The sequence below is a fragment of the Okeania sp. SIO3B5 genome (assembly GCF_010692555.1).
Taxonomy (GTDB): domain Bacteria; phylum Cyanobacteriota; class Cyanobacteriia; order Cyanobacteriales; family Microcoleaceae; genus Okeania.
Genome location: NZ_JAAHHG010000020.1, coordinates 43,893 through 50,209, shown reverse-complemented (window position 1 = coordinate 50,209; position 6,317 = coordinate 43,893). Strand labels below are relative to the sequence as shown.

At 40.3% G+C, this 6,317-nt stretch carries 2 protein-coding genes; both read left to right on the top strand.

Features of this window, described 5'->3' with window-relative positions:
* The first annotated feature begins 1,576 nt into the window (after nt 1-1,576).
* Nucleotides 1,577-5,152: a methionine synthase gene (gene metH, locus F6K54_RS04620; protein WP_293075109.1), complete on the top strand. Its 3,576-nt coding sequence runs from the start codon at nt 1,577-1,579 to the stop codon at nt 5,150-5,152.
* Between the two features lie 376 nt (nt 5,153-5,528).
* A complete protein-coding gene (locus F6K54_RS04615) occupies nt 5,529-6,173 on the top strand; it encodes a hypothetical protein (protein WP_293075107.1) in 645 nt (214 codons plus the stop codon).
* Nucleotides 6,174-6,317 lie beyond the last annotated feature (144 nt).

The following is a 6,317-nucleotide window of genomic DNA, read 5'->3' as shown; positions in this document are numbered from 1 at the left end:
TTCTCGATAGACACAGGGAGACGGGGACGCGGAGACACGGGGACGCGGGGACACGGGGACGCGGGGACGCGGGGACACGGGGACGCGGGGACGCGGGGACGCGGAGACGCGGGGACGCTGGGACGCGGGGACACGGGGACACGGGGACACGGAGACACGGAGACACGGAGACACGGGGACACGGGGACGCGGGGACACGGGGACGCGGAGACGCGGGGACGCGGGGACACGGGGACGCGGGGACGCTGAGACGCGGGGACACGGGGACACGGGGACACGGGGACGCGGGGACGCGGGGACGCGGGGACGCGGAGACACGGAGACACGGAGACACGGGGACGCGGGGACGCGGGGACGCGGGGACGCGGGGACGCTGAGACGCGGGGACACGGGGACGCGGAGACACGGAGACACGGAGACACGGAGACACGGGGACACGGGGACGCGGGGACGCGGAGATGGAGGCTTTTAATTTATGATTAAAAGTTTACTCTTCACCTAAAGAAGTAAAACTATCCATAACTGTTTCGCTGAAAAATAGGCAAATTTTGGCAAATTTCACTGTTCCACTATGCCCTCATCTCCCGTTCTATCGCTCATTCTTAATCTACAATACTTTGAAACAGTCCTGTTCCCAGGAGGGGAAGTCATATCATGTCCGGTTGAATACTTATAATTAAGATAGTAGGGGAGCGGGGGAGTAGGGGAGTAGGGGGGAGGGCTGTTTCATTCTCAATAGACACGGGGACGCACCAGACAGGGAGACACGGGGATAGAGGCTTTTAAGAGGCGTTAAACTAAATATTTTCTCAGAGCTTAACGACGCTTATTGGCGCTCAAAATAGGCAAATTTTGGTATATTTCACTATTCCACTATCTTCTCATCTTCTTTTCTCCCTAAATCGTTAATATACTATACTTTGAAACAGCCCTGGGGAGTAGGGGAGTAGGGAAAATAGAAAGATTTACTGTTGAAGCACTCATAATAAGTTTTTTCATCACGCTCTTATCCGGACATGATATCAGAAGGGAATAAAGAAGAAGAAACAGGAGTAGTTAGTTGAAAAAATCCAAGCTTTTAGGTCGTAATGGTTCAAAAAATCAGCATTTTAGGCGCATAGTTGGGCAAAAAAATCAAAAGACTATTCTTTCTCCTACCTCCTCTATAATTCCCATTTCTCCTTACTCCTACCCTCACCCATAAGACTTTTTCAGCAAACCCTAATTAACTATAATTAATCAGTCTAATTTTTATTAGAAAAACTTGGTAATTGTAAGATAAAAAAATCTTAATTTATCTATGAGTTTTGATTGTATATCATTCTCATTCTCAAATTATATTTATAACTAATTATCGTATTACTACTAATAAAAATTTGATTGGTTTTAGGATATATAAGTCATAAGTAACCGATTTATAAATTCTATTTTTTTGAGTTATTATTTAACTGTAGAAAATCTATGTCCTAATTGCGATAGCACCTCCTAATACATATTATCATACAAGAACAGAAATTGCTCTTAAACTCTGAAAAGAGTAGTATAAAATTAATATCTAAAAACCAAACACTAGATTATGAACAGCCCATTTTTGAATCGTCTCCATAGTCCAGAACGCCCAGTCATCGTCTTTGATGGCGCAATGGGTACTAATCTTCAAGTCCAAAACCTGACTGCTGAAGACTTCGGCGGTAAAGAATACGAAGGTTGCAACGAATATCTTGTCCATACAAAACCAGAAGCAGTTGCCACAGTCCACCGAGGGTTCTTAGCAGCAGGTGCCGATGTAATTGAAACTGATACTTTTGGCGGTACAAAAATTGTCTTAGCAGAATACGATTTAGCGGACAAAGCTTATTATTTGAATAAAGCAGCGGCCGAATTAGCAAAGTCTGTTACTGCGGAATTTTCTACCCCAGAAAAGCCTCGATTTGTTGCTGGATCAATGGGGCCAGGGACAAAATTACCTACCCTCGGACATATTGATTTTGACACCCTAAAAAATGGTTTTGCCGAACAAGCAGAAGGTCTTTTTGATGGTGGAGTAGATTTATTTCTGGTAGAAACTTGTCAGGATGTTTTACAAATTAAAGCAGCACTAAATGGCATAGAAGAAACCTTTGCTAAAAAAGGCGATCGTCGCCCCATTATGGTGTCAGTAACTATGGAATCTTTTGGCACTATGTTAGTCGGTTCAGAAATTAGTGCTGCCCTAACAATTTTAGAACCTTATTCTATTGATATTCTGGGATTAAATTGTGCTACTGGTCCGGATTTAATGAAGGAACATATTCGTTATTTGTCGGAAAATTCACCTTTTGTTGTTTCCTGTATTCCTAATGCTGGTTTACCAGAAAATATCGGTGGACAAGCTCATTATAAACTGACTCCTTTAGAGTTGAAAATGGCATTAATGCACTTTATTGAAGACCTGGGAGTGCAAGTTATTGGCGGTTGTTGTGGTACTCGTCCAGACCATATTAAAGCATTAGCTGAAATTACTGAAACTCTCACACCAAAAGAACGAAAATATAACTATATTCCTTCAGCAGCATCTATTTATTCTTCGGAAACTTACGAACAAGATAACTCCTTTTTAATTGTTGGGGAAAGACTTAATGCTAGTGGTTCCAAAAAATGTCGAACTTTACTCAATAATGAAGATTGGGATGGCTTAGTTGCCCTAGCAAAATCTCAGGTAAAAGAAGGGGCACATATTCTCGATGTTAACGTTGATTATGTGGGGCGCGATGGGGTTAAAGATATGCACGAATTAGCATCTCGTTTAGTCACAAATGTTAATTTGCCTCTAATGTTAGACTCTACAGAATGGGAAAAAATGGAGGCTGGTTTAAAAGTTGTCGGCGGTAAATGTTTGCTCAATTCTACTAACTATGAAGATGGAGAACCCCGTTTTTATAAAGTATTAGAATTGGCGAAAAAATATGGTGCAGGTGTAGTAGTTGGAACGATTGATGAAGATGGAATGGCGCGGACTGCTGATAAGAAATTTGAAATAGCTAAACGAGCTTATGATGCAGCAGTAGAATATGGGATTCCTGCCCGTGAATTGTTCTTTGATACTTTAGCTTTGCCAGTTTCTACAGGGATTGAAGAGGATAGGGAAAATGGAAAAGCCACAATTGAATCTATTAAAAGGATTCGGGAAGAGTTACCAGAATGTCATATAATGCTTGGGGTTTCTAATATTTCATTCGGTTTAAATCCCGCAGCAAGACAAGTGTTGAACTCGGTATTTTTGCATGAAGCAATGGCAGTAGGTTTGGATGGATCTATTGTTAGTGCCAGTAAGATTTTACCCATGTCAAAAATTGAACCAGAACATCAAGAAGTTTGTCGGAAACTAATATATGACCAACGTCAATTTGAGGGAGATATTTGTGTTTATGATCCTCTAACTGAATTGACAACAATGTTCCAGGGTAAAACAACTAAAAAAGACCGTTCGGCTACGCAAAATTTACCAATTGAAGAACGTTTAAAACAACATATTATTGATGGGGAACGTATAGGTTTAGAAGAAGCATTGGCAAAAGCTTTGGAAACATATCCGCCGTTAGATATTATCAACGTCTACTTATTAGATGGTATGAAAGTAGTAGGAGAATTATTCGGTTCTGGGCAAATGCAATTACCATTTGTATTGCAGTCTGCTCAAACTATGAAAGCAGCAGTTGCCTATCTACAACCTTTCATGGAAACAGAAGAGTCAGGTGAGGATAATTCTAAAGGAACTTTCTTAATTGCTACTGTTAAAGGGGACGTTCACGATATTGGCAAAAACCTCGTAGATATTATCTTGTCAAATAACGGTTATAAAGTAATTAACCTCGGAATTAAACAACCAGTTGATAATATTATTTCCGCTTACCGGGAACATAATGCTGACTGTATTGCCATGAGTGGTTTATTGGTGAAGTCAACCGCATTTATGAAAGATAACTTGGAAACATTTAACCAAGAAGGTATTACAGTTCCGGTGATTTTAGGTGGTGCTGCACTAACACCTAAATTCGTTCATCAAGATTGCCAAAATACCTACAAAGGTAAAGTAGTTTATGGTAAGGATGCGTTTTCCGACTTGCATTTCATGGATAAATTGATGCCAGCAAAAGCAGGAGAGAAATGGGATGACATTCAAGGGTTCTTAGGTGAGTTTGCCGAAGAAAATGGTAACGGTAATGGGAATGGGAATGGTAATGGTAAAGTTGATACCCAAGTTAAGTCTGATAAAAAAGAGGAAACTCAACCTGCTGAACCAGTAGTAGTAGATACTCGACGTTCCGATGATGTAGCAGTAGATATCGATCGCCCCACACCGCCATTCTGGGGAACCAAGTTATTACAACCAGAAGATATGCCATTCGAGGAATTATTCTGGTATTTAGATTTACAAGCGTTGATGGCAGGGCAGTGGCAATTCCGCAAACCCCAAGGGCAACCACGGGAAGAATATAATGAGTTTTTAGCTGAGAAAGTTTATCCGATTCTGGAAACTTGGAAATCACGGGTAATTGATGAGAAGTTGCTACATCCCCAAGCTATTTATGGTTATTTCCCTTGTCAAGCAGAAGGAAATACACTTTTCATTTATGACTCAGAGGAAGTGACTCAGACTGGAAAGGCAACAAAAGTTGTCAACAGTTTTGAATTTCCTCGGCAAAAGTCTGGACGACGGTTATGTATTGCTGACTTCTTTGCTCCCAAGGATTCGGGAATTATTGATGTGTTCCCGATGCACGCTGTAACAGTAGGAGAAATAGCGACTGAGTTTGCCCAGAAGTTATTTGCTGCCGATCAGTATACAGATTATTTGTATTTCCACGGTATGGCGGTACAAACTGCTGAGGCAATGGCAGAATGGTTACACGCTCGAATTCGTCAGGAGTTAGGTTTCGGTGCAGGGGATGCGGATAATATTAAGGATATTCTGAAACAGCGTTATCAAGGATCGCGTTATAGTTTTGGTTATCCCGCTTGTCCGAATATGCAGGATCAGTTTAAGCAGTTAGACTTGTTGCAAGTAGATAGAATTGATATGTATATGGATGAGAGCGAGCAGTTGTATCCTGAGCAGTCTACAACAGCGATCGTTACTTATCATCCAGTGGCGAAATATTTTAGTGCGTAGTTAGAGAAGAAGGAGTCAGGAGACAGGAGTCAGGAGACAGGAGGGAAGAAGGAGTCAGTAGTAGTGGACTGTTTCATCTTAAATGTTGCATTAGAAAATGGGGTAATGGGGTGATGGGGTGATGGGGCGATGGGGTGACGAAAAAAGCTAATGCACTATTTTAGGTGAAACAATCCAGTAGGGTGCGTTACACTTCGTTAACGCACCGCCAAATCTATAATTTTTTGGTGGGTTACGCCAGCGTAAGCCACCCTACTTGCTGATAACTCTAGGTATCTTAATCTTTGTTTTATAAATCAGCTTTAAGTTGTAAAAAAAAGCATCTATTTGGTATGGTATAAACTGTTTTTAAATTATTAGTTTTAGGCTTATTTTTATGACTTACGATCCAAAACAACTTTTTATTAGCGATGATTTTATTATAGAGCTGATGGGTTGGAAAGAAGTTAAATTTCTCACTCCTCCTATTCGTGGTTTTGGCAGCAGTAGTGGTCTCACATTTGGTACTATATTTAATATCGAACAAAAGAGTAAACTTCGAGCAAATGGTCTTAAGCTCCTTAGAAAAGGACCAATTTTCCTTGAACGGTTGAGTGGTCTTAATTACTACAACTCTTTTCTCTGGACGGGATTTATGAACAGATCTACTGAAAAAATTCCTTTAGCTTCTTTAGCTCTTAGACATCTAGTTTTAGAAGCTGATAAATTTAATAATACTGTTAACAACGTTCTTGTATTAGATAAGTTAAAAGAAGTAGGAAATCCAGTTCAATTATTGGATAGAGACAAAGTTATTGAGGCACTTCAACTAACACTGGAAGATATTGTGCGTGCTATTAAAACAGAAAGAATATTCAGAGAAAACCCTAATTTTAGACCAGAACAGTTTTCTGATAATATTTATGCGTTAAGAGCTATGCAAATTAGTGATAAAGCTAATAGTTATGGGAAATATTTTGATGAAACAATGCAAGTAGCTGTAAGTATTCAAGATGAATTAAAGAAGTTATTGACAAACTAAGAAAGGAGATAATAAATATGCCATAAATAAAGATTAAACATCAACATCCAGAGTCATTTGGCAAATACTTTGGCGCGTAATTTGATATAGTTTAATTTAGGGTTAGCAATATGCTCACCTTTCTTCTTGCCCCTTCTATATTTC